Annotated in this window: 20 protein-coding genes; 14 read left to right on the top strand and 6 right to left on the bottom strand. The window is 65.8% G+C overall.

What is annotated here, in order from left to right; translation table 11 throughout:
* Positions 1–190: 190 nt before the first annotated feature.
* Positions 191–754: a hypothetical protein gene (locus ABIB58_RS04495; protein WP_354039293.1), complete on the bottom strand. Its 564-nt coding sequence runs from the start codon at positions 752–754 to the stop codon at positions 191–193.
* 164 nt (positions 755–918) lie between these two features.
* Here ABIB58_RS04495 and ABIB58_RS04500 point away from each other — a divergent pair, with 164 nt between their 5' ends.
* The 3 genes from ABIB58_RS04500 to ABIB58_RS04510 all read left to right on the top strand — a co-directional run bounded on the left by ABIB58_RS04500 (position 919) and on the right by ABIB58_RS04510 (position 3,797).
* Positions 919–1,671, top strand: a complete 753-nt coding sequence (locus ABIB58_RS04500; protein WP_354039295.1) for a hypothetical protein — start codon at positions 919–921, stop codon at positions 1,669–1,671.
* Positions 1,672–1,887: 216 nt separating this feature from the next.
* Complete coding sequence (locus ABIB58_RS04505) at positions 1,888–3,150, top strand: AAA family ATPase (protein ID WP_354039297.1); 1,263 nt, start codon at positions 1,888–1,890, stop codon at positions 3,148–3,150.
* Positions 3,151–3,152: 2 nt separating this feature from the next.
* Positions 3,153–3,797, top strand: a complete 645-nt coding sequence (locus tag ABIB58_RS04510; protein WP_354039299.1) for a hypothetical protein — start codon at positions 3,153–3,155, stop codon at positions 3,795–3,797.
* Between the two features lie 18 nt (positions 3,798–3,815).
* Here ABIB58_RS04510 and uvrB read toward each other — a convergent pair whose 3' ends face one another.
* Positions 3,816–6,155, bottom strand: a complete 2,340-nt coding sequence (gene uvrB, locus ABIB58_RS04515) for an excinuclease ABC subunit UvrB (protein WP_354039301.1) — start codon at positions 6,153–6,155, stop codon at positions 3,816–3,818.
* A gap of 141 nt (positions 6,156–6,296) precedes the next feature.
* Between uvrB and ABIB58_RS04520 the strand changes: the two genes are divergently transcribed.
* From ABIB58_RS04520 to ABIB58_RS04545, 6 genes are all read left to right on the top strand, one after another.
* Positions 6,297–6,632: a PadR family transcriptional regulator gene (locus ABIB58_RS04520; RefSeq protein ID WP_354039303.1), complete on the top strand. Its 336-nt coding sequence runs from the start codon at positions 6,297–6,299 to the stop codon at positions 6,630–6,632.
* Between the two features lie 27 nt (positions 6,633–6,659).
* Positions 6,660–7,772 (top strand): HAAS signaling domain-containing protein, encoded by a 1,113-nt coding sequence (locus ABIB58_RS04525; RefSeq protein ID WP_354039305.1) that lies wholly within the window; start codon positions 6,660–6,662, stop codon positions 7,770–7,772.
* 72 nt (positions 7,773–7,844) lie between these two features.
* Positions 7,845–8,546: a hypothetical protein gene (locus tag ABIB58_RS04530; protein ID WP_354039307.1), complete on the top strand. Its 702-nt coding sequence runs from the start codon at positions 7,845–7,847 to the stop codon at positions 8,544–8,546.
* Positions 8,539–8,748 (top strand): helix-turn-helix transcriptional regulator, encoded by a 210-nt coding sequence (locus ABIB58_RS04535; protein WP_017504712.1) that lies wholly within the window; start codon positions 8,539–8,541, stop codon positions 8,746–8,748. Before ABIB58_RS04530 ends, ABIB58_RS04535 begins: the two co-directional genes overlap by 8 nt.
* A gap of 58 nt (positions 8,749–8,806) precedes the next feature.
* Complete coding sequence (locus ABIB58_RS04540; RefSeq protein WP_354039310.1) at positions 8,807–9,898, top strand: bifunctional transcriptional activator/DNA repair enzyme AdaA; 1,092 nt, start codon at positions 8,807–8,809, stop codon at positions 9,896–9,898.
* On the top strand, positions 9,882–10,409 hold the full coding sequence (locus ABIB58_RS04545; RefSeq protein WP_045809821.1) for a methylated-DNA--[protein]-cysteine S-methyltransferase: 528 nt from the start codon (positions 9,882–9,884) through the stop codon (positions 10,407–10,409). Before ABIB58_RS04540 ends, ABIB58_RS04545 begins: the two co-directional genes overlap by 17 nt.
* Here ABIB58_RS04545 and ABIB58_RS04550 read toward each other — a convergent pair.
* On the bottom strand, positions 10,406–11,116 hold the full coding sequence (locus tag ABIB58_RS04550) for a LamG-like jellyroll fold domain-containing protein (RefSeq protein ID WP_045809822.1): 711 nt from the start codon (positions 11,114–11,116) through the stop codon (positions 10,406–10,408). The two genes, ABIB58_RS04545 and ABIB58_RS04550, sit on opposite strands and share 4 nt — an antisense overlap.
* Before the next feature lie 109 nt (positions 11,117–11,225).
* On the opposite strand from ABIB58_RS04550, the gene ABIB58_RS04555 reads away from it, so the two are divergent.
* The gene (locus tag ABIB58_RS04555; protein WP_354039313.1) at positions 11,226–11,624 is read left to right on the top strand and encodes a host attachment family protein; all 399 of its coding nucleotides are present in this window, start codon (positions 11,226–11,228) and stop codon (positions 11,622–11,624) included.
* A 37-nt stretch (positions 11,625–11,661) separates the two neighbouring features.
* Here the strand turns inward: ABIB58_RS04555 and ABIB58_RS04560 are convergent, their stop codons facing one another.
* Together ABIB58_RS04560 and ilvA are read right to left on the bottom strand one after the other, a co-directional pair.
* Positions 11,662–13,869, bottom strand: coding sequence for a methyl-accepting chemotaxis protein (locus ABIB58_RS04560; protein ID WP_045809823.1), 2,208 nt, complete (start codon positions 13,867–13,869; stop codon positions 11,662–11,664).
* Between the two features lie 69 nt (positions 13,870–13,938).
* Positions 13,939–15,453 (bottom strand): threonine ammonia-lyase, biosynthetic, encoded by a 1,515-nt coding sequence (gene ilvA, locus ABIB58_RS04565; protein ID WP_045809824.1) that lies wholly within the window; start codon positions 15,451–15,453, stop codon positions 13,939–13,941.
* A gap of 190 nt (positions 15,454–15,643) precedes the next feature.
* On the opposite strand from ilvA, the gene nadA reads away from it, so the two are divergent.
* Genes nadA through nadC form a run of 4 tightly spaced genes read left to right on the top strand, consistent with a single transcriptional unit; the run spans position 15,644 to position 20,031 of the window.
* The gene (nadA, locus tag ABIB58_RS04570; protein WP_231576555.1) at positions 15,644–16,735 is read left to right on the top strand and encodes a quinolinate synthase NadA; all 1,092 of its coding nucleotides are present in this window, start codon (positions 15,644–15,646) and stop codon (positions 16,733–16,735) included.
* Between the two features lie 58 nt (positions 16,736–16,793).
* Complete coding sequence (locus tag ABIB58_RS04575; RefSeq protein WP_045809825.1) at positions 16,794–17,666, top strand: metalloprotease; 873 nt, start codon at positions 16,794–16,796, stop codon at positions 17,664–17,666.
* The gene (locus ABIB58_RS04580) at positions 17,663–19,177 is read left to right on the top strand and encodes an L-aspartate oxidase (RefSeq protein ID WP_045809826.1); all 1,515 of its coding nucleotides are present in this window, start codon (positions 17,663–17,665) and stop codon (positions 19,175–19,177) included. Before ABIB58_RS04575 ends, ABIB58_RS04580 begins: the two co-directional genes overlap by 4 nt.
* Positions 19,174–20,031 carry a carboxylating nicotinate-nucleotide diphosphorylase gene (gene nadC, locus ABIB58_RS04585; protein ID WP_045809827.1) on the top strand — a complete coding sequence of 286 codons (858 nt, stop codon included), beginning with the start codon at positions 19,174–19,176 and terminating at the stop codon, positions 20,029–20,031. The genes ABIB58_RS04580 and nadC overlap by 4 nt, the downstream gene beginning before the upstream one ends.
* A 21-nt stretch (positions 20,032–20,052) precedes the next feature.
* Here the strand turns inward: nadC and ABIB58_RS04590 are convergent, their stop codons facing one another.
* A complete protein-coding gene (locus tag ABIB58_RS04590; protein WP_082064342.1) occupies positions 20,053–21,177 on the bottom strand; it encodes a cell wall hydrolase in 1,125 nt (374 codons plus the stop codon).
* Positions 21,178–21,547: the final 370 nt, after the last annotated feature.

Genomic DNA, 21,547 nt, shown 5'->3' on the forward strand with positions numbered 1-21,547 from the left:
TCGGGGAGGAGGCCTGCGGGGTGGATCGGGCGCCGCCCCGCGTGTCCGGGCAGCGAATGGATATGAGGGGCCGGCGGCTTCTACAGACAGGTCCGAAGGGGACCCACACGCGCTGGAGACGCCGGAGATCGCGAGTGTGCGACGCCGCGCAAATGGGCGCTTATCGCCGATAAGTCAACTGTCGCACACATCAGGGCGCGTATCGCGTCGCCGCCTCGGGCAGGCCGTCGGGCAGGCCGATGGCCGCGCGCCAGTCCTCGGGATGCAGCCGCGCCATCTCCAGATCCAGCCACGCCAGCGGCTTCAGCGCCCCGTCCGCGTCCCAGAACCGCTCGGCCCACGGCTGGCCCATCTCGATCGCCCGCGCCCGGTCCCGCGCCGTCGCCTCGGGCCCCAGATGCGTCGCGCGCCAGTGATACAGCCACGGAATATGCCAGTGCGGCGCCCGGCTCAGCCGCTCGTCCGTCATCGCCGCCGCCAGACATTCCGCCAGCGCCCGCGCGTCCTCCAGCTGGGCGGTAAAGGCGTCGCGCCGCTGCTGGATATGCCGGTCCCAGCCCTCGGCCGGCTCGATCGGCGCCAGCGTCGGCTCGGGCCGTTTCCAGCCCTCCGCCTCGCGCCGCTTCCACAGGGCGTGCACCCCGACGTCATAGCGTGCGGCGACCGATCGCGCGGTCTCGCCGTCCTCCCACGCCTTCCTGACCTCGGCCCAGACGGCGTCCGGCCGGATCTTGCGATGTATGCCCTGGCTCATGGGACAGGGGTGTCGCACGCCCCTGCGTCATCATCGGTCGCACCCGCGCCTCATGCACAGCTGGCGCGTGACCCCTGACATGTCGCGATGTGGAAAATCAAATCTCTAGCCTCGAAAATCGGCCTTCTTCCGGCCTGGGGTAGAGACCGCCCCATAATGCTCGCATGGAAAAACGCCGCTACAAGATCAAACCGCCCGAGGTCTGGACCCAGGTCCGAAAAGACTATCTGTCCGGCCTCGACGCCAAGACCGTCGCCGCCCGCCACGACGTGACCGAGGCCTCCATCCGCGCCCGCGCGACGAAGGAGGGCTGGTCCCGCCATCCGCGCAGCGAGGCCGCGGCGCCCGCGCCCCAGCCCCTGTCGCCTCAGGACGCGGCCGACCTGTCGCCCGAGGACCCCAATGATCCCGCAGCCCTGGCCCGCGCCGCCGCCCAGGCCTCGGGTCGCGCCCTGCACGCCCAGGACTTCGCCCAGGCCCGCGCCCTGGCGGCCCTGGCCGAGACCTATCGCAAACTGGCCGACCGCGACGGCCCCGGCCGCGCCGCCCGCCTGACAGTGAAAAACGCGCCCCTGCAACTGGTCTTCGACATCCTGACCAATGAGGCCGAGGCCGAGCGCCGCTTCGCCATGAACACCAGCGACAAGAGCGATTGGGAATTGCGCGGCCAGTACTGGCAGGCGAAGCAGAAGCTGGAGCGCGCCAACACCGAATGGGGCCACGCCCAACTGGCCCGCCGCGTCCAGCTGGACCGCCGCATCGCCGCGCTCGAGGACCAGCTCCGCGCCGCCGGCCTCGACCCCGTCATCGAACGCGAACAGGACCGCCGCATCTCTCAGGGCCTCGACCTCTTCCTCGGCCCCCTGCGGGGGAGAGTGACGATGGAGGAATGGGAGAAGACGCTGGATGAGTTGTGACGAGTTCCGCTGAAGCGCCGGCAGAGCGCTTTGCCGACTACCCAAACTTCGAGGTTTGGAAGAACGTGTGGGTGTGCTTAGTCTACGCACTAAGCCTTTGACCATTATCGAAACGCCGACTAACTGCGCAGACTCGAAGGCAGGCCCTAGCTGCGATACAAGTTGCTAGCTTGCCAGACTCTCCCCACGGGCAGGCCATTTATCGGATCCTGATTTATGCTGAAGAATCTAAAAGTTGAGCGCTTCAAGTCTATTTATAGTGCGGACTTAGATTTTGGGCGCGCAAATCTTATCGTGGGTCCAAATGGAGCTGGTAAGTCCAATATTCTTGAAGTTCTCGGTATATTAGCTGCGGCGCTGTCTCGTGGTATTGACCAAAATGCGCTGGGATTGCGTGGCGTAAGACTATCCTTACCGCACCTATTCAAGTCCGCTTTCAAAAATCAGCGCCTTCCACAATCGTTTCATCTTGTCGCTCAGTTTGAGCATGGCCGTTACGAATGTGCTATCAGGTCAGGCACTAGTAGCCCATATTTAGGGTTTCACTCTGAAGCTCTTTATGATGGTGAAGAAAAAGTATTCGGGAGGGGGCCGAATGGCTCTAGGGTATACGGCAAGAATAGTGGATTGAACCGAGCAAATCTTTCAAACTTGGACTCAAATAGAAGTATTTGGGACGTTCTTGGGATATTCTTAGATATTTCAAAGGAGTTTAGGGCTGAAATAGATCAAATTGCTGATTATGCCATTTACGCACCTCAGACCGCCGTCATGCGCGGGGTTGCAATTGATTCGCGCGTAAATGAACCCCTCGGTCTGACCGGTGCGGGCCTTGCGCAGGCCTTTCAGGATGTTCTCGCCCAGATGGGGAAAAATCCTGCCGATAGGACGCGCCTGATGCAGATTATCAATATAATCTGGAAGCCGGGCTGGGCTGACAATATCCAAGTACGTTCATTTGATGAATCAATAGTGCCGCCACAAGTTCACTCTGAGGGTATGCTGATTTACATCAGAGATAAATTCATGAGTAAGACAAGGAATTTCCTTAGTCCTTATGACGCTAGTGAAGGAACGTTGTATCTAATATTTGTCGCAACGCTGCTGGCGCATTACGATGCGCCTAAGATGTTCGGCCTTGATAACGTTGACGGAACGCTGAATCCCAACTTGGTCAGGCAGCTCACCGATCATATCGTAAATATAAGCTGCACTAAGCATGGAGACCGCGTCCAGCAGCAGGTGTTTATGACTTCTCACCATCCGTCCGCTCTAGATAGTTTTGATATATTTAACGACGATCATAGAGTATTTACTGCTAACAGAAACGACAAAGCGTCGAATCCTGTCGGTTCAACTACTTTTAGGGCTATTAGGCCGCCCAAGGGCGTAAGCAAAGATGACTGGGTTCTCACGCACAATGGTAGAAATCTATCTCAACTTCTGCTAGAGGGTCGGATTCCTGGAGCTTTGTTCTAACGATGAAAGTCGGTGTAGTTTGCGAAGGGATTCACGATTTCCCTGCCTTGGATGTTCTGGTACGCGAACTCGCAAATGCTGCAGGAATTGCGGATGTAACTTGCTCTAGGTTGCAGCCAAATGGCGACGCGACTTCTAACGCTGGTGATGGTGGGTGGACAAAGGTGGCTGCTTGGTGTGAGGATCATACCGGCAGAACACTCGATACTTTCTTAGGCGCTCCGCTTTTTGAAGGTGATGAAGTATTTGACATACTTGTTATTCACTTAGATGGCGACATTGCGGAGAAGTGTGCCGAAAAATATGCGGTGAATTTGCCTCATCCAATCACTGTTGATTCCCGAATTAGAATCTTGGCTGATCTCATAGATCAGTGGCTTGCGCCGAAGCCCGAATATGCTGCTAAAATAAAGGTGGCGATCCCAACACTTATGACCGAAACGTGGATGTTGGCTGGCTTGTCGACACAAAATCACGCTTGGGAAAGTATTGCTGCTAAAGAGCTGTTTTTAGCGGAAACGGGTTACGTCGAAGGTTCACCAAAGGCGGATCATTACATCGCCAAAGCGCTCCAACTTGTTGGAAAAACCCCACAAATCCGTCAGCGTTGTTCGAGCTTTGATGCTTTCGCGCAGCAGATTCCTTGAACCATACGCCTGGACGGATCACCGCCCCTTCCTGAACCGCTCCTGCGCCTCCGCCGCCGCTTCCGCGCGCCAGCGTTTCGGCGCCGACTTGTCGACGGTTTCGCCGGCGCCGGTCAGGGCTTCGTTGGCGAACTCCAGGTCCATCAGCTTCATGCGCTTGATCTCGTCGCGCAGGCGGCCGGCTTCCTCGAACTCCAGGTTGGAGGCGGCCTCGCGCATGCGGCCTTCCAGGTCGCGCAGGGCGGCCTGGAAGTTGGAGCCGACGAAGGGTTTGGAGGCTTCGGCCACGCCCGGTTGGGTCAGGCGATCCATCTCGCGCGACTCATAGGGGCTGTCCATGATCTCCTTGATGTCGCGCTTGACCGTTTCGGGCGTGATGCCGTGTTCGGCGTTGTAGGCCATCTGCCGTTCGCGGCGGCGGTCCGTCTCGGCGATGGCGCGCTCCATACTGCCGGTCATGCGGTCGGCGTACAGGATGACGCGGCCGTCCACATTGCGCGCGGCGCGGCCGATGGTCTGGATCAATGAGGTCTCCGAGCGCAGGAAGCCCTCCTTGTCCGCGTCCAGAATGGCGACCAGGCCGCACTCGGGGATGTCCAGCCCCTCGCGCAGCAGGTTGATGCCGATCAGACAGTCGAACGTCCCCAGCCGCAGGTCGCGCAGGATCTCGATCCGCTCCAGCGTGTCGACGTCGGAGTGCATGTAGCGGACGCGGATGCCCTGCTCATGCATATATTCGGTCAGGTCCTCGGCCATCTTCTTGGTCAGGGTGGTGACCAGGCTGCGATAGCCCTTGGCCGTCGTCGCCTTGACCTCGTCGATGACGTCGTCGACCTGGTTGCGGGTCTTGCCCGAGACGGGGCGGATCTCGACCGGCGGGTCGATCAGGCCGGTGGGGCGGATCACCTGCTCGACGAAGACGCCGCCCGCCTGTTCCATCTCCCACGGGCCGGGGGTGGCTGACACGTGCACCGTCTGGGGGCGCATGGCCTCCCATTCCTCGAACTTCAGCGGGCGGTTGTCGATGCAGGAGGGCAGGCGGAAGCCGTATTCCGCCAGCGTCGACTTGCGGCGGTAGTCGCCCCGGAACATGCCGTTGATCTGGCCGATGGTGACGTGGCTCTCGTCCACGAACAGCAGGGCGTTGTCGGGGATGTATTCGAAGAAGGTCGGCGGCGGCTCGCCCGGCGCGCGGCCGGTCAGCCAGCGGCTGTAGTTCTCGATGCCGGCGCAGCTGCCGGTGGCCTCCATCATCTCCAGGTCGAAGCGGGTGCGTTGCTCCAGGCGTTGCGCCTCCAGCAGCTTGCCGTTCTCGACCATCCAGTCCAGCGTCTCCTTCAGCTCCGCCTTGATGCCGGCGGCGGCCTGGTTCAGCGTCGGGCGCGGGGTCACATAGTGGCTGGCCGCATAGACGGTGATCTCGTTCAGATCGGCCGTCTTCTTGCCCGTCAGCGGATCGAACTCCTGGATCGCCTCCAACTCGTCCCCGAACAGGCTGATCCGCCACGCCCGATCCTCCAGGTGGACCGGGAAGATCTCGATCACGTCGCCCCGCTTCCTGAACATCCCCCGGTCGAAGTTCAGGTCGTTGCGCTTGTACTGCAGCGCGATCAGATCCGCCCGCAGCTTCGCCTCGTCGATCTGGTCCCCCACCTTCAGCGTGAACGTCATCGCCGTATAGGTCTCAACCGACCCGATCCCGTAAATACAGGACACTGACGCCACAACAATGACGTCTTCCCGTTCTAGTATAGCTCGCGTCGCAGAGTGCCGCATCCGGTCAATCTGCTCATTGATGCTTGAATCTTTCTCAATGTACGTATCCGTACGCGGAACATAAGCTTCTGGCTGGTAGTAGTCGTAGTAGCTGACGAAGTATTCGACCGCGTTGTCGGGAAAGAACGATTTGAACTCGGAATAGAGCTGGGCCGCCAGCGTCTTGTTCGGCGCCAGGATCAGGGCAGGGCGCTGGGTTTCCTCGATCACCTTGGCCATGGTGAAGGTCTTGCCCGAGCCGGTGACGCCCAGCAGCACCTGGTCGCGATCCCCAGCCTGTGCCTGGGCCACTAGTTCGGCGATGGCGGCGGGCTGGTCGCCGGCGGGCGTGTATTTGGTTTCCAAGCGGAAGCGGCCGCCCTTCTTCTTGCCCTCGTGCGAGGGGCGGTGCGGCACCCAGTCGGCGGGCGCGGCGACCGGCTCCTCCGGCGTCAGGCGCGGCCCGGCGACCGGAGCGAACATCGGCATTTTTCCGGTGTCGCGCAGGAAGGCGGCCGACGCCTCCTGCACCCCCGGATTTGGCACGTGAACGGGCTTGGCCGGCTTGGCGGCGGCGGGCTTCGGCGTCGAAGAACGGTTCATGAACAGAACTTAGTGCGTGAGGATGTCTCCCGCCATAGCGCGCTGACCTCCGCCTAGTTGCGGTCGGCCCAGCTTGACACCCTCGCACAGTATGTCCCATACACTGTGTATTACACACTATGTGGCGCACGGAGATGACGGGTGAGCGAAAACGACGAGGCGTTGCTGTTCGAGAGTCTGCGGCTGGAACTGAGGCGCGGGTCGTTGATCCTGGCCGTGCTGGCGAGCCTCAGGCGCGAGCAATACGGCTATTCGCTGCGGGTCGCCCTGGGCGAGGTCGGGGTCGAGATGGAGGAGAGCACCCTCTATCCGCTGCTGCGCCGGCTGGAGAGCCAGGGGTTGCTGGACAGCGAATGGCGCGAGGAGGAGCGGCGCCGGAAGCGGTTCTACCGCCTGTCGTCGCGCGGGGAGGCGATGCTGGAACGGCTCGCCGTGGAATGGCGCGGCCTGTCGGCCTCGCTGGAGAAGATGCTGTGAATATCGGGGAAAGAGGGAGAGACCGGCATGGACCTGGTCGAACGTTATCTGAAGGCCGTGGCGGCTCAGCTGCCGAAGGACAACCGCGAGGACATCGTCGCCGAGCTGAGCGACGAGATCATGGGGCGTCTGGAGGCGCTGGAGGCCCGACTGGGACGGGCGCCGACCGACGACGAGGTCGAGGCCCTGCTGCGCGAAGTGGGTCATCCGCTGACCGTAGCGGCGCGTTATCGCCCTGGACCGCAGGCGCTGATCGGGCCTGAGCTCTATCCGTGGTGGATGTTCGGGCTGAAAGTCGGGCTGACGGTTATGGCGGCCGTCACCCTGATCGGCCTGGCGGTGCGGGTTCTGGTCGGCGACGTCTATGTGGGCCAGGCGATCGGGCAGGGGATCGCCAGTCTGATCAGCGGTGCGATCACGGTCGTCGGTTTGCTCACCGCCGTCGGCTTCGTTCTGGAGCGTCAGTCGAAGAAGCCGGACTTCATCGCCAAATGGCGCGTCAAGGATCTGGGCCTGTTTGAGCTGGGTGGCGATTTCGACGCCGAACAGTGGGGACAGAAGCTGGCGAACGGCGACTGGTCGGGACGGAACATGAGTCAGGCCAAGTCAGGCCGCGCCGTGCGCAAGAGCGCCGAGATGTCGCCCGTGGCGCGTGCGGTGGCCAGCGCCATCGGCTGGACCGTGGTGCTGTTGTGGTGGACGGGCCTGTTGCAGGTGGCGCCGATCCGGCCGGAGGAACTGGCCGGTGTCGTCGACGGCGTCGATTACGGGCGCATTCTCGCCGACATGGTGCGGGTCGCCTATTGGCCGGTCGCCCTCTTCGCCGCCTGCCGTATCGGCTTCGATCTGATGCGAGCGGCGTCGGGTGGCAATGTGCGGGTCACGGCGCTGGGCGACCTGGCTTTCGGGATCGCCGCCGCCTGGGGCCTGCTGTGGGTCTGGTTCTGGTCGGCGCTGTCGCCGCTGATCTGGGTCGGCAGCGTCACCGAATTCGTGGATCGGATTCGGGTTCTGATCGGCCGCTCCGGCGACGATGTCGGCGGGGTGGCGACGATCCTGATGGTCGTGGTCGTCTGGGCCTTTGCCGCAGAGGTGGTGCGGGTCATCCGGGCGGCGGCGCGACTGGTCGTCGGTCGATAAGGCGACATCCCCTCTTGACGGCGTGTAACCTATAGGTGATATGTCACCTCAAGGTTACTTCAGGAGGAAGTTGTGAACAAGGATGAAAACGCCGCGGTTCTGCGGGTGCAGTCGAGCCGGCGTCGATACTGGTGGGGCGGCGTCGCCATGCTCGTCATCGGCGCCGCCGCCCTAACGGGCGGCGCGGGTTTCGCGCTCATGCATGGAACAGAGGGCGATCAGGCGACGACGGCGGGCGTGGCGGCGGGCTTCGGCCTCGGGCTGATGATCATTGGGGCCATGATGGCGTGGTGCGGCCGCCCCGGTCAGCCCATCGATGTGGCGGAGAGCCGGGAGGGCGCCCGCCGCGAAAAGCTGCAGCGGGAGCGCACCCGACAGCTGGTGCTCTTTCCCCTTGTGCTGCTGCTGTTCATGGCTCAGGCGCATCTGGCCATGCAGCGGGTTCTGGGCGGGGACCACAACCTGGGCGCCTATGTGCAGATCCTGCTGCCGGTTCTGTACGGCTGGCTGATCCCTGTGCTCGTCATGGGCTGGGATTGGAACGCGCAGAAGAACCGCCGCTTGATGGAAGACGAGCTGACGCAGGTTCTGCGGGCGCGATCAATGATCCTGGCCTTTGTCGTGCTGATGGGCGGGGTGACCGTGGCGCTGGGTCTGGGTCTATGGCGCGCAGACTATGGCGTGCTGGCTCTGCCCTATGTCCTGGCGCTGGGCGGGGCGTCGGCGGGCCTGCGGTTCGCCTGGCTGGATCGCGAGGCCGGTCGCGATGGGTGATCCCAGGCTCGGCTCGCGGCTGAAAGAGGCACGCACCGCCGCGGGCCTGACGCAGCAGGGGCTGGCCGACAAGGCCAGCGTCTCGCGCAAGACCATCAATACGGTGGAGAACGGCGTCTTCGTGCCCTCGACCGTTCTGGCCTTGGAACTCGCCCGGGCCTTGGACACGACGGTCGAGGCCTTGTTCTTTCTGAGAGACTGATCCGATCCATGTCCGAAAACCGCGAGACATCGTCGGGCGGGCGGCGCATCCTCCGGGCATGGATCAGTTGTTGGATCAGGAGGCTTGCTGGCGCGCCGTCGTGGCGCGGGACGCCCGTTTCGACGGGCGCTTCTTCACCGGCGTCACCTCGACCGGCATCTATTGTCGGCCCGTCTGCCCGGCGCGGACGCCGAAGCGCGAGAATATGGTCTTTCACCCCAGCGCCGCAGCGGCCGAGGCTGCGGGCTTACGGGCTTGTCTGCGGTGCAGGCCGGAGACGGCGCCGGAAATGGGCGCTTGGCGCGGCACGTCCAATACCGTCAGCCGGGCTCTGGCGCTGATCGAGGCGGGCGCGCTGGATGTCGACGACACGGACGCCCTCGCGACACGGCTGGGCTTGGGCGAGCGACAACTGCGCCGCCTGTTCCGTCAGCATCTGGGCGCGGCCCCGGTCAGTGTGGCCCAGACGCGGCGCGTCCTCCTGGCCAAACAGTTAATCCACGAGAGCGACCTGTCGATGGCTAAGGTGGCGATGGCGTCAGGGTTCGGCAGCGTCCGGCGCTTCAATGAGACATTTCAGACCCTTTACGGTCGTGCACCGTCCGACCTGCGGCGTCGCAAGGTCGAGGCGGAAGCGGGTGGGGTGATCAAGATCGGTCTGTCCTACCGCCCGCCCTATGACTGGGACGCCATGATGACCACCTTGACGACGCGCGGCGTCGCGGGCGAGGCGGTTGTCGATGGCGTCTGGACCCGGCGGCTGCGCCCCGACGTGGATGGCGCGGAGGGTGCGGTGACGGTGCGCCCCGCCGAGCCGGGCAAGGCGGCGGTCGAGGCACGGATCGACAATCTGAAAGCCTTGCCGGGCGTACTGGCGCGGGTGCGGCGCGTGTTCGACCTCGCCGCCGATCCCGAGGCGGTCACGCGCGACCTGTCGGCCGACCCCGTTCTGCACGCCGCAATCAGGGCCACGCCGGGGTTGAGGCTTGCGGGCGACTGGATCGACGCCGGCGAGGATGCGCCCAGCGACCGGTTGGCGACGACGGACGCCGCGCTGCTGGCGCGCGCCGAGCGGTGGCGGCCGTGGCGGGCCTATGGCGCACTCTATTGGGCCCTGAGCGAGGAGCGGCGAGATGACCAAGCAGCCTGACATGCATCTGACCCTGGATCGCATCCCGTCCCCGGTAGGCGAGGTGCTGGTCGTCACCGACGCCGACGGCGCGGTACGCGCGCTTGATTTCCACGATTACGAAGCCCGTCTGCGCCTGCTGCTGCGTCGACACTACGGTGAGGTCGTGCTGACCGAAGGCCGCGCGCCGGAGCCGGTGCGTCGGGCGGTCGAGGCCTGGTTCGGCGGCGATCTCACCGCCTTCGACGCCATCACGGTCCGCACCGGCGGCACGGAGTTCCAACGCGCGGTGTGGAAGGCGTTGCGCGACATCCCGACCGGCGAGACCCGCACCTATGGTCAGCTCGCTGCGGCCATCGGCGCGCCCAAGGCCGTCCGCGCCGTGGGTCTGGCCAACGGCGCCAATCCGGTCGGCGTCATCGTGCCCTGCCACCGCGTGATCGGCGCGAACGGGACCCTGACCGGCTATGCGGGCGGACTTGAGCGCAAACGCTGGCTGCTGGCGCATGAAGCGGGCGGCCGGCTGCTTTAGCCGCGCGTGAACCGTTCGGGCGGCAGGGCGGCGTGGGTGAAGCGGGCCTGACGCACCGCGCCCTTGAAGTAGTTCACGCGGTTGATGCGGCAACCGACCGAGGCGCGGCCTGGCCCTTGCGGCTTGAACGCCACCGGGTGTTCGCCCTGCAGGACGCCGTCGACATAGGCCCGGTACAGGACGCCGTCGAAGGTTTGCGCGACGTGGAACCACTGTCCGCACGGATGGAGCCGCTCGGGGAAAATCAGGGTGTGGTTGTAGCCGGGCCCGCGCGTGAAGGCGTCCAGGTACCAACGGTCCTGAACCACGCGGATCTCGAACAGGAAGCGCGTCTGCGACGGCGGCTGACCGGCCGGCGCCTCTTCGGCGAGATGAAACCAGCGTTGCTCGAAGGCGCCGCCGTCGGGTCGGAACAGGGCTTCGAAGGTGAAGGTTTCGGCCCCGGCCAGCGGATGCTGATCGATGAACAGGGCATCGTCCACGCCGTCGAACCGAACCGCTTGGCCGAAGGGGCTGTCGATCAGGCCCGGCGCGCCCTCCACGCGGGTCTCGATCCCCCCGATGTCGGCCAGGCGATCAAAGGTCCATACCGTCTGGCGCGGCGATGCAGCCGTCATGGTCGCGCACCCCGGCAGCATCGCAGCCGCGGCGCCCGATGCGCCCAGGGCCATCAGGCGGCGGCGGTCCAGCGGCAGGACGTCAGGCATGGTTCATCTCCCGGCGGTTTTGTCGCGCGACACTATGGGATCGGCGGCGCGAGGCAACGGCCTGCGTCCCGGTTCGTTGTCTCGATCCCTACACACTGGAGTATCGACGATGAAACTTTCCAATGGCGCGCTGGTGGCGGTGGTCGATGGCGAGAAGCTGGCCCTGTTCAAGAATACGAACGCTTCGGACATCAAGCTGACGCCGCTGGAAGCCCCGGCCATTGCGGATCGCGTGTCGGGTTCGGCCGGCCGCCGATCCAATGAGGCGAACCCCGACAATGACACCCAGGCCGAGGACGGTTTCGCCATGGGCGTCGCCGAGGTGCTGAACAAATGGTCGGTTACCAACAAGATCGACGAACTGCTGGTGATCGCCGCGCCCAAGACGCTGGGCGAACTGCGCAAGCATTGGCACAAGGACCTTCAAGCCAAGCTAGTCGGGGAGATCGCCAAGGACCTGACGGGCCATTCCAGCGATCAGATCGCCGCCGCCATCGACAAGGCGTGAAGACAGACGGGCGCTATACGTGGCGCCCGTCGCTTGATCAGGCGGCGCGTCTCGACTGCGCCGTCTGACCTAGATCAAAGCGACTGATCAGACCCTCCAGTTCGCCGGCCTCGTTTGTCAGGGCGTGGCTGGCGGCGGTGGATTCCTCGACCATGGCGGCGTTCTGCTGGGTGAACTGGTCCATCTGATTGATCGCCACATTGATCTCGCCGATGCCGACCGACTGTTCGCGCGTCGCGGCGGCGATCGTGCGAACCAGGGCGTTGGCCTCCGCCACCTGGACAGCGATTGCGCTGAGGCTGTCGCGCGTCAGCGACACCTGATCGGATCCGCGCTGCACATTGCTTTGCGACAGGGCGATCAGCGCCTTGATCTCCTTGGCGGCGCTGGCCGACCGTTCGGCCAGGCCCCTCACCTCGGAGGCGACGACGGCGAAGCCGCGTCCGGCTTCCCCGGCCCGGGCGGCCTCGACGCCGGCGTTCAGGGCCAGAAGGCTGGTCTGGAAGGCGATCTCGTCGATGACGCCGACGATCTGATTGATCTGGGTCGACGACTGCTCGATCTCCGACATGGCGCCGATGGCGTCCTGCACCACGGCCTCGCCCTTGTCGGCCGCCGCCTGAGCGGCTTGGGTGATGTCGCGCGCGCGCTCGGCGTTTTCGGCGCTGCTGCGTACCGTCTGCGTCAGCTGGTCCAGCGCGGCGGCGGTCTGTTCCAGACCGGCCGCCTGCTGCTCGGTGCGGCGCGACAGGCTGTCGGCGGCGGCGGCGATGTCCTGACATCCGCCGCGCATCGACTGAGCCGTGGTCCAGATGCCGGTCATCGTCGTGTGCAACTGATGCAAAGCGGCGTTGTAATCTTCCGGGATGCGACGCGTGTCGGCGGTGAAGCCCGCCTCCGGCATTCGCCAGGCCAGTTCGCCGGCGGCGAGGCGCGACAGACCTTCGCCCAAAGTCTCGACGGCGCGCGTTTGCGAGGCGGCGAAGAGCTCCGTCTCCTCGGCGTGCCGGCGACGATCGGTTTCGGCGGCCGCACGTTCGCGCTGTTGCTGGTCGCGCCGCGCCAGACCGTCCGCAAGCTCGAGCCGGAACCCTTCGAGCGCCCGCGCGATCTGGCCCAGTTCGTCGGCCTTGTCCGCACCGGCGACGGGGATGTCATAACGCCCTTCGCTCATGGTCCGCACATCGGCCGTCAGACGCGCAAGCGGGCGTCGGATGAGACGGTCGCTGGTGATCAGTAGGGCGACGATGATGGCGGCGATGATCAGAACGCCGCCGACCAGAAGCATCAAGGCCAACTGCCGCGCCGGGGCCTCGATCGTCGCGACGGGAATGTCCAGTACGACGACCCAGGTCGCCTTTTGACCGGGCAGGATCACAGGCTGCACCAGACGTCGAACCGGCTCGCCGTTCACGCTGACGCCCTCGACCGCCTGGGCCTGGCGTTTGGCGATGACGTTGCGCACGATGTCCGCGCCAGCGTCCGCATAGGCTTGGCCTCGCACGGCGGCGTCCGGATGGGCGACCCAGACGCCCTTGTTCGACACCAGGGTGACGCGACCCGTGCCCAGCGGCTTCATCGCCGCCAAGCGCTGCGACAGGTTGGCCAAGGTGATGTCCAGGCCCGCGACTCCGATGATGCGGCCGTTGGCGCGCACCGGATAGGCGACCGAGGTCATCGCGACTTTGCCGCCGCCAATGTTCTCTTCGTACGGCTCGACCACGACCGGCGCGCCGCTGGCCATGGGCTCGGTATAATAGGCCTGTTCGAAGTCCGAGCCGTCAGCCTCAGGCTCCAGGGAAATCTGACCGTCGCGGCGCACCCAATAGATTGAAAGTCGTCCGTTGACGTTCGAACTGCTCGCCGCATCCCTGATGTGGGCGGCGTCGGCCCCGACGGCGTCCGGGGCGGCCATGAACCAGGCGCCCATCACCTGATCGGTGGCTTCGGCGTTCGGCTTGACCAGCGCCATATAGGCGGCGCGGTCGGTCAGTCCCGTCTGTCGTGCGGCGCCCAAGGTCGCGGCCAGGGTCTTGGCGCCCGTGCCGGCCGAGATGATCTCGTTGCGGATTTCTTGCGAGGCTTCTAGCGCAGCGCTTTCGGCGTATCGGCCGGCCATGTCGCGGACGATCGCGCCGGAATAGGCCGTCACGCCGATAGCGGCGACGATCATCAAGGCGCCGATGGCGAGCCCCGCCACGACGGCGAGCGTCAGGGCGATGGACAGGCGATTGAACGAGAACATGACGGGCTCCGTAGGCCTGTACTCATGCGCCGCCGCCCGCAAACGCCCGGTTAAGGTCGCACTACGTAGTTACGCGCCGTCCAGAAACAGGCGGCACGCCGGATTGGCGGTTTCGTCGACGTAGGGGTAGCCCAGATCGGCCAGGGCGGCGGTCAGTTGATCCTGTTCCTGGGGCGGCACGCTGATGCCCGCCAGCACACGACCGACGTCGTCGCCGTGATTGCGATAGTGAAACAGCGTCAGGGCCCAGGCGGGTTGCAGGCTATTCAGGAACCGCAGGAAGGCGCCGGGGCGTTCTGGGAACTGGAAGCGCAGGATGCGTTCGTGGGGCAGGCCGACGGTGCGGCCGCCCACCATGTAGCGGACATGCAGCTTGGCGGTCTCATTGTCGCTCATGTCCTCGACCGCATAGCCGCCAGCGCGGAGGGTCGCGATCAGATCGTCGCGCTCGTGCGGGCCGTTTCGCAGGGCGACGCCGACGAAGATTTGCGCCTGCCCGTCGCCGGACCAGCGATAGTTGAATTCGGTGACCGAACGACCGTCCAGACTATCCAGGAATCGACGGTAGTCGTCGCGGTCGTCCTTCATCGCCACGGCCAGCAAGGCCTCGGCGCCCTCGCCGATTTCGGCCCGTTCGGCGACGTGGCGCAACCGGTCGAAGTTCAGATTGGCGCCCGAGTTGACGGCGATCAGACTGCCGCTTCCGGGATGGGCGGCGGCCCAGGCCTTCAGCCCGGCCAGCGCCACGGCGCCCGAGGGCTCGGCGATGGCGCGGCTGTCGTCGAAGATGTCCTTGATCGCGGCGCAGATGGCGTCGGTGTCCACCAGCACGATCTCGTCCAACAGATCCTTGCACAGGCGGAAGGTTTCGGTCCCGGCTCGACGCACGGCGACGCCGTCGGCGAACAGACCGACCTCGTCCAGGGTCACGACCTGGCCCGCGTCGATGGCGGACTTCATCGTCGGCGCATCCACCGGCTCGACGCCGATGATCCGGGTCTCCGGACGCAGGAATTTGACGATGGCGGCGACGCCTGCGGCCAGACCCCCGCCGCCAATGGGCACGAAGACGGCTTCGATCGGGTCGGCGTGCTGACGGGCGATCTCGAGCCCCACCGTGCCCTGGCCTGCGATGACGTCGGGGTCGTCGAAGGGGTGGATGAAGGCCGCGCCGGTCCGGCTCTCCAGTTCACGGGCGTGGGCGTAGGCCTCGTCGAAGCTGTCGCCTTGCAGAACCACGTCGCCGCCCAGGGCCCGGACAGCCGCGACCTTGATGCCGGGCGTGGTGGTGGGCATGACGATGGTGGCGGGAATGTCGCGACGTGCGGCCGCCAGGGCCACGCCTTGCGCATGATTGCCGGCCGAGGCGCAGATGACGCCCTTGGACAACTGATCCTCCGACAGGCCGGCGATCTTGTTATAGGCGCCGCGGATCTTGAACGAGAAGACCGGCTGCAAGTCTTCCCGCTTTAGCAGAACGGGCCGCTCGAGCCGGGCCGACAGGCGGCGCAGCGGGTCGAGAGGCGTTTCCTCCGCCACATCATAGACGCGGGCGGTGAGGATGCGGCGGATGGTGTCCTGCATGGAAATGTCGTGAATAGGCGCTTAAAGGCAAAGAAGTAGGCTGCCGTCTAGGCGATATCCGCACTGTTGGGAACGGTTTTTGCACATCGCAGTCGTCGGTGAGTTGCGGAAATAGGAATGCATTTCCTCTTGCACAGCGCCCGCATCGGCCTACATTGCGCCTGCTTATGCTAAATGTGAGCATAAGGGTATGGAGATGATCATGGCTGACGGCGCCTTTGGTCTGACGAAAGAGTTGGAGCGGGAGACCGCCGGGGTGTGGGCCAAGGTCAAGGACCACGTCACGCCGCTGGAATGGCCTGCGCAGGCGCGGCTGATCAGCGAGATCAACCGGCTGAAGCGCGAGCGCGACGCCGTGATCCTGGCCCATAACTATATGACGCCCGAGATCTTCCACGGGGTCGGCGACTATGTCGGCGACAGCCTGGGGCTGGCCAAGGAGGCCGCGCGGTCGGATGCGAGGGTGATCGTCCAAGCGGGCGTTCACTTCATGGCCGAGACGTCCAAGATTCTGTCGCCGGAAAAGACCGTGCTGATCCCCGACCTGCGCGCCGGGTGCTCGCTGGCGTCCTCCATCACCGGAGCGGATGTGCGGCTGATCAAGCAGCGCTATCCGGGTCTGCCGGTCGTGACTTACGTAAACACCACCGCCGATGTGAAGGCCGAGACCGACATCTGCTGCACCAGCGCCAACGCCGTTCAGGTGGTGGAATGGGCGGCGAAGGAATGGGGCGTGGACCGCGTCATCCTGATCCCCGACGAGTTCCTGGCGCGCAACGTCGCGGCCCAGACGACAGTCGGCATCATCGCCTGGAAAGGCCGTTGCGAGGTGCATGAGCGGTTCACGGTGGACGATATCGCCGAGATGCGCGCCGCCTATCCGGGCGCGGAAATCCTGGCGCACCCCGAATGCCCGGAAGATGTGCTGGCGGCGGCGGACTTCGCCGGATCGACGGCGGCGATGACCGACTATGTCGAGGCGCGCCGGCCCAGACAGGTGGTGATGATCACCGAATGTTCGATGGCCTCGAACGTGGCCGGCGACGTGCCGGGCGTGCAGTTCATCGGCCCGTGCAACCTGTGCCCGCACATGAAGCGGATCACGCTGCAGAACATCCACGACTGCCTGCTGAACATGCAGTTCGAGGTCACGGTGCCGGCCGACATGATCGAGCGTGGACGCCTGGCGGTGCAGCGAATGATCGACCTGCCGCCGCCCGCCATTCCCGCGCGCTACGACCTGGTCAAGGCGCGCCACCACGTCGATGTGGAGCTGATCTGAGCGTGACGCGGCGATCGGTCCCGGCGACGGGGCGGATCCTTGCGCCCATCTGGACGCCATGAGCAACACAGACACGACAGATCAGACGCCTGACCGTACTCTTGGCCGCACGCCGGGACCGTGGGACGCCAGGCCTGAAACGACACGGGCGCGTGAGACTGCGCCGGCGCCCGCAGCCGAAGCGCCGATCGATAAGGACCAGAGCCTGGTCTGGGCGATACTGTCCACGGCGCTGATGGGCGGCTTCCTGTGGTGGATCACGGGCAGCGCCATCGTGGCGGGCGCGGTGCTGATCGGCCTGTTCGTCCATGAGGCGGGCCACGCCCTGGCGATGAACAAGCTCGGCATGGGGCCGGCCCGCATCTACATCATCCCGTTCCTCGGCGGCCTGGCCAAGGCGCGGCGTGAGCCGAAGAGCGAGTGGGACGGGGTTCTGGTGTCGTTGGCCGGACCGGCGTTCGGCCTGCTGGCGATGATTCCCTTCGTCGGGGTCTGGATGGTTCTGGGGCAGGGCGAATGGCTGATGGGCGCCTTCTTCATCGCCATGCTCAATCTGGTGAACCTCGTGCCGGCGCCGCCTCTGGATGGATCCAAGGCTCTAGGGCCGATCCTAACGCGTGTGCATCCGCGTCTGGAGCAGATCGTGCTGCTGGTCATCGGTGTCGCGGTGGTCTGGTGGGGGCTGACGACCGGGCGGTTCATCCTGGCCGCCTTCCTGGCCCTGTCGGTGTTTAGTCATCTGAAGCGCGGCGTCTGGCGTGCGGCCTGGGGCACGCTGAGCTGGTCCGAGGCGGGCAAGAGCCTGGCCCTCTATCTGCTGACCCTGGCGGTGTGCGCGGCGGCGGCCGTCGGCGCCCTAATGCCGATGACCGCGGGCGATCCGTCCGGCGCAGTGCAGTTGGGCCTCAACTACCTGGGCTTTGGACGATGAACCGAACGCGGCATGACGGACCTCTGATCGTCGGGGCGGGCCTGGCGGGGCTGTCGGCCGCGCTGGAGGCGGCGAAGGCTGGGGCCAAGGTTCTGGTCGTGACGCCCGAGCCTTTGCTGAACGCCTGTTCGTCCGCCTGGGCGCAGGGCGGGATGGCGGCGGCGCTGACAGGACAGGACTCGGCCGCATTGCACGCCAGGGATACCGAGGCGGCGGGCGCAGGTCTGGTCGAGCCGGTCGCGGCGCGCGCCCTGACCGACGCCGGGCGCGAGACGGTCGAGTGGCTGGCGGCCCTGGGCGCGCCGTTCGACCGGAATGCGGACGGCGGCTTCGTCGTCAGCCTGGAGGCGGCCCATTCCGTTCCCCGCGTGGCCCGGGTCGGCGGCGACGGGGCGGGCCGGGCCATCCTGTCGGCCGTCGTTGCGGCGGTGCGGGCCGAAAAGTTGATCGAGGTCTGGGACGACGCGCGGCTGAAGGCCCTGTCGCAGGACGCCCACGGCCGAGTGGTCGGGGCGGTGGTCGTGCGCGGCGACCGCCTGGTCGAGATCACGGCGACGGCGGTGGTGCTGGCCACGGGCGGGGCGGGCGGTCTGTTCGCAGCGACCACGACCCCGGCGGCGTTGAAGGGCGAGGGGATGGCCCTGGCCGCGCGCGCCGGCGCGGAAATCCTCGATCCCGAGTTCGTGCAGTTTCACCCCACGGCTATCGACGTTGGACTGGACCCCGCGCCGCTGGCGACCGAGGCTTTGCGGGGTGAGGGCGCGCGACTGATCGATGGTCAGGGGCGCTTTCTATTGGGCGAGGCGGACGACGCCGATCTGAAACCGCGCGACGTGGTGGCGCGCGCAGTTCATGCGGCGTGCGCCGACGGGCGAGGAGCCTTTCTGGATGCACGCACGGCGATCGGGGACGAGTTTCCTCATGCGTTTCCCGCCGTCTTCGGTGCCTGTATGCGCGCCGGTCTGGACCCGCGCGTCAGCCCGATCCCGGTGATGGCGGCATGCCACTATCACATGGGCGGGATCGCCGCCGATGCCGACGGCCGCACGACGGTCGCGGGCCTTTATGCGGTCGGAGAGTGCGCGGTGACCGGCGTCCACGGCGCCAACCGGCTTGCGTCCAACTCCCTGCTGGAAGCGGCGGCCTTCGGTCGACGCGCGGGCCGGTCGGCGGCCCAGGAAGTCGGCGGCGGCCGCCCCTTGGCGGCTGACATCTCGCCCGACCTGCCGGATGCGGCGATGGCCGAACTGCGGACCGCCATGACGGCTCATGCGGGTGTCGTGCGTGCTGCGCAGGGACTGCAGACCCTGATCGCCCTTATCGACCGGCTGGAGAGCCGGCACGGGCCGGCGGCCGTCCTGTTGGCGGCGAGGCTGATCGCCAAGGCGGCTTTGGACCGGCGCGAGAGCCGGGGCGGGCACTACCGGTCGGACTATCCGCAGACGGATGGGGCGGCGGTGCATACGCGAGTGCGGATTCCCCACCCGGCGGCGCTGGAGGCGGCGGAATGAGACGACTTCCAGAAGTTCTGATCGAGCCTGTCGTGCGGCTGGCGCTGACCGAGGATCTGGGTCGAGCCGGCGATGTGACCGCCATGGCCTGCATCCCAGAGGGTGCGCGGATGAAGGCGGCCTTTGCAGCCAGGAAGCCCGGTGTTCTGGCGGGCATCGACTGCGTGCGTCTGGCCGTTCTGGCCATGGACCCCAGGGCATCGGTCGATTTGAGATTGAGAGACGGCGACGCCTTTGACGCGGGCGCCGTGCTGGCTGTTGTCGAGGCCGACGCGCGCGCCTTCCTCTCGGCCGAGCGAACGGCGCTCAATCTGGTCGGACGGCTCAGCGGCGTGGCGACCTTGACGCGCACCTATGTCGAGGCCGTCGCCGGGACGAATGCGCGGATCGCGGACACGAGGAAGACCACGCCGGGGCTGCGCGCGCTGGAGAAGCACGCCGTGGCCTGCGGCGGCGGGATTAATCATCGCTTCGGTCTGGATGACGCCATCCTGATCAAGGACAATCACGTCGCCGTCTGCGGCGGGGTCGCCGAGGCGGTGCGCCGGGCCAGGGCCTTTGCGCCGCATCTGATGAAGGTGGAGGTCGAGGTCGATGGGCTGGATCAGCTGGACGCCGTATTGGCCCTGATCGAAGAGGGCGCGGCGCCCGATGTCATCATGCTGGACAACTTCAGCCTCGACGACCTGCGCGCCGCCGTTGCGCGCGTCGCAGGGCGGATCGTGCTGGAGGCTTCGGGCGGGGTCGATCTGACAGCGGTGCGCGGCATCGCCGAAACGGGCGTGGACGTCATCTCGGTGGGCGCCCTGACCCATTCGGCGCCGGTTCTCGATATTGGCCTGGACGCGCTCTGACCGCTTGCAGGCCTCCGCCGATCAAGCGGGGCTGGAGGCCGTCTCGGCGACGTCGGTCTTGGCCGGCGTGTCGTTCGCCCGTGCGGGGCGGGAAGCCGGCTGGGACGCGGCGGCGCGTGTGGCGGCAGGCGAAGACGTCGTCGACTGGGCCGCCGGCGCGGGCAGGGCGCGACCTTCCTGCGCGAGCACCATCGAATAGGCGACCGCCTGTCCGGCCTGACGCGCGGTCTCGACCGGGTTCAGGCCGGCCTGGATCAGGCGCGGCTGGTCCGCCGGCGCCGCGCGACGGGCGGCATAGGTGAAGGTGCCGCCGCTGCTCGAACGGCCGCCGAAGCGATAGAACAGATGGCTGCCGACCTGGCTGACCTGCACCAGCGACGAACGCCAGCCCGGCGTCACGGCGGTGGTGTGGAAATGGGTCGCATTGCCGACGCGCGAGAAGACCGACCCCGACATGGCGTTCGAGGCCACGGTCCTGGCGCGGTTCCAGGCGGCCTGATTGACCCGGCCGCGCATCGCGCCGGAGCAGGTGAAGGAGAACTGGCAACCGGTGCTGCGCGCCGCGCCCTGGAAGACGACGCCGCAGACGGTCTTGGGGAAGGCGGGGTGGCGCACGCGGTTCAGGACCACCTGAGCCACGGCCTTCATGCCGTCGGCGCCTTCGCCACGGGCTTCGTAATAGACGGCCTGGGTCAGGCAATCGAGATCGCGGCTGGCGTCCAGGGCGTTGGCCACGCGGAAGGCGGGCGCGGCGGTCGGTGCGGTCAGGCTGGCGCGGCGAAGATTGGGATCGCCCGGCGCGCGGAGTTGTTCGAGACGAGCGGCCAGCAGTTCGGCCTGTCGATCGCGCTGGGCCGAGCCCGCGCTGGTGTAGGGATCATGACGGCGCGCGATGGTCAGGGCGCTGGCGTCGAGGCCGCCGGCGGCGGCGGCAAGGGCTTCTTCCGTGAAACCGGCGGCGGTGGCGCCCTGAATCCGTTCGGCCTGGGCGCGCAGCGTCGTCGCGCGCGCCGTCGTGCCGCCCAGATAGGCGCATCCGATCGCCAGTCCCAACAGACCGCCAAAGGCTGCAGCCGCCGTCATGGGCTTGATCTTGGCCACACGATCGGCGCGCAAAATGGCGCGCGTCTGCGAGGAATGCGACAACGAGGTAGTCCTGTTCAGCAGGGCGAGAAACGCGGCCCCCGGGGTAGTCTTGCCGGCAAGGCGACCCATTGCGGTCGCGGTCCAGCCTGCAAATTCCGGCGCTCGGCTCACTGGCCCGGGCGTCGAGGACGGGCCTTTAGCCAGCCTTTTATGGCCTCAATGTGTTCGATTCGCAATCCTATGGTTAACGCGTCGATTTCGGTGGGCATTTTTTAGTCTCGGCGCCCTGTGTGGCTGCAAACCGGCAAGGTCGGATAAATCTATCGCTTGAATACTGTATCCGACTACAGTGAGACTTGTTATCTGTAGATATGTTGCAGCGCGACAGACTAAAACGTACATATCAAATCTGTTTAGAAATGTGGCCTGG

It is taken from the genome of Brevundimonas sp. UYEF29, assembly GCF_040546195.1.
Classification (GTDB): Bacteria; Pseudomonadota; Alphaproteobacteria; order Caulobacterales; family Caulobacteraceae; genus Brevundimonas; species Brevundimonas huaxiensis.

What these genes read in the sequence shown, in the direction of transcription:
- nadA (WP_231576555.1), top strand. Translation starts at nt 15,644, where the DNA reads ATGGAGATGATCATGGCTGACGGCGCCTTTGGTCTGACGAAAGAGTTG.
- ABIB58_RS04525 (WP_354039305.1), top strand. Translation starts at nt 6,660, where the DNA reads ATGGACCTGGTCGAACGTTATCTGAAGGCCGTGGCGGCTCAGCTGCCG.
- ABIB58_RS04545 (WP_045809821.1), top strand. Translation starts at nt 9,882, where the DNA reads ATGACCAAGCAGCCTGACATGCATCTGACCCTGGATCGCATCCCGTCC.
- ABIB58_RS04540 (WP_354039310.1), top strand. Translation starts at nt 8,807, where the DNA reads ATGGATCAGTTGTTGGATCAGGAGGCTTGCTGGCGCGCCGTCGTGGCG.
- nadC (WP_045809827.1), top strand. Translation starts at nt 19,174, where the DNA reads ATGAGACGACTTCCAGAAGTTCTGATCGAGCCTGTCGTGCGGCTGGCG.
- ABIB58_RS04535 (WP_017504712.1), top strand. Translation starts at nt 8,539, where the DNA reads ATGGGTGATCCCAGGCTCGGCTCGCGGCTGAAAGAGGCACGCACCGCC.
- ABIB58_RS04500 (WP_354039295.1), top strand. Translation starts at nt 919, where the DNA reads ATGGAAAAACGCCGCTACAAGATCAAACCGCCCGAGGTCTGGACCCAG.
- ABIB58_RS04550 (WP_045809822.1), bottom strand. Translation starts at nt 11,116, where the DNA reads ATGCCTGACGTCCTGCCGCTGGACCGCCGCCGCCTGATGGCCCTGGGC.
- ABIB58_RS04510 (WP_354039299.1), top strand. Translation starts at nt 3,153, where the DNA reads ATGAAAGTCGGTGTAGTTTGCGAAGGGATTCACGATTTCCCTGCCTTG.
- ABIB58_RS04495 (WP_354039293.1), bottom strand. Translation starts at nt 754, where the DNA reads ATGAGCCAGGGCATACATCGCAAGATCCGGCCGGACGCCGTCTGGGCC.
- uvrB (WP_354039301.1), bottom strand. Translation starts at nt 6,155, where the DNA reads ATGAACCGTTCTTCGACGCCGAAGCCCGCCGCCGCCAAGCCGGCCAAG.
- ABIB58_RS04555 (WP_354039313.1), top strand. Translation starts at nt 11,226, where the DNA reads ATGAAACTTTCCAATGGCGCGCTGGTGGCGGTGGTCGATGGCGAGAAG.
- ilvA (WP_045809824.1), bottom strand. Translation starts at nt 15,453, where the DNA reads ATGCAGGACACCATCCGCCGCATCCTCACCGCCCGCGTCTATGATGTG.
- ABIB58_RS04575 (WP_045809825.1), top strand. Translation starts at nt 16,794, where the DNA reads ATGAGCAACACAGACACGACAGATCAGACGCCTGACCGTACTCTTGGC.
- ABIB58_RS04560 (WP_045809823.1), bottom strand. Translation starts at nt 13,869, where the DNA reads ATGTTCTCGTTCAATCGCCTGTCCATCGCCCTGACGCTCGCCGTCGTG.
- ABIB58_RS04580 (WP_045809826.1), top strand. Translation starts at nt 17,663, where the DNA reads ATGAACCGAACGCGGCATGACGGACCTCTGATCGTCGGGGCGGGCCTG.
- ABIB58_RS04505 (WP_354039297.1), top strand. Translation starts at nt 1,888, where the DNA reads ATGCTGAAGAATCTAAAAGTTGAGCGCTTCAAGTCTATTTATAGTGCG.